This window comes from Erwinia sp. OLFS4, from assembly GCF_002752165.1.
Lineage (GTDB): Bacteria > Pseudomonadota > Gammaproteobacteria > Enterobacterales > Enterobacteriaceae > Izhakiella.
In genome coordinates, this window is the sequence record NZ_MOMB01000033.1 from 1 (window position 1) to 938 (window position 938).

The following is a 938-nucleotide window of genomic DNA, read 5'->3' on the forward strand; positions in this document are numbered from 1 at the left end:
ATCGCAAATTTTAATTTATCTGATTAGTGAAACAATAAAACAATTGGCATAATTATCAAAAAATAGGGAATGGTTATTATGTGACTTAATGTTTTTCGTTATTATTGAAAATGAATGATTTATTTTTTTTAAATATCTCACTGCTAAATCCCAAATTGATGATTATTTTTTCTTCTCATGTTAAAAAAGCATAAATAAGAAATTTTCTAATTTTTAATTATTATTTTTCTTTGATATTTTTTGTATTGTGGCTACTTTTGGTTTACTTACGATGCATGTTTGGATTTTAAAATGGAAAGTGAATTGGAATTCGAAGGGAACATTATATCCAGTAAGGCTGGTAGTTTTTCAGTATTAACGGAGAAAGAACGAAATATTTTTATCCTGTTAATGAAAGAAAAGGGGAAAGTGGTCTCTAAGTCACGAATCATCAGTGGCGTTTGGGGAGAGGTAACTAATTATGAAGATAATCTGATACAGTTAATATATCGACTAAGAGCAAAGCTAAAACCATTTGGTTTAGATAAGTTTGTATTCAACGCAAGGCGTGAAGGATATGTTTTTGATAAGCGATGCGAAACAACGATTATTGAGGATAATAAAAGAACATTTATTATTTCCCCCTCTAATCTTGTCTTGATAGGTTCGCAGATGGCTGAATGTGGCGATGATTTTTTTACTCATCATTCTGATTTGAGTTGCATATCAAAATCAATACGAAAGATGTCTTTAGTGCTTGGAGAGATTGATGTTATTTTGAAGAAGTATAAATTGGCAGGTTAGATTGTACTTACTAATTTATCCTGTTATATCTAAAGACGAGGCGGATGCGCATATTATGCTTTCCGCCTCTTTTTTATATATTACACAATCATGTTTAATTATTACTTTCATTGCTGAATGAGTGTTGTTTTTTTATAAATTCACCACCTCAGAAC

At 30.1% G+C, this 938-nt stretch carries 1 protein-coding gene; it reads left to right on the forward strand.

What is annotated here, in order from left to right:
* Positions 1-291: 291 nt before the first annotated feature.
* Positions 292-783 carry a helix-turn-helix domain-containing protein gene (locus BL249_RS06550; RefSeq protein WP_099705375.1) on the forward strand — a complete coding sequence of 164 codons (492 nt, stop codon included), beginning with the start codon at positions 292-294 and terminating at the stop codon, positions 781-783.
* Positions 784-938: the final 155 nt, after the last annotated feature.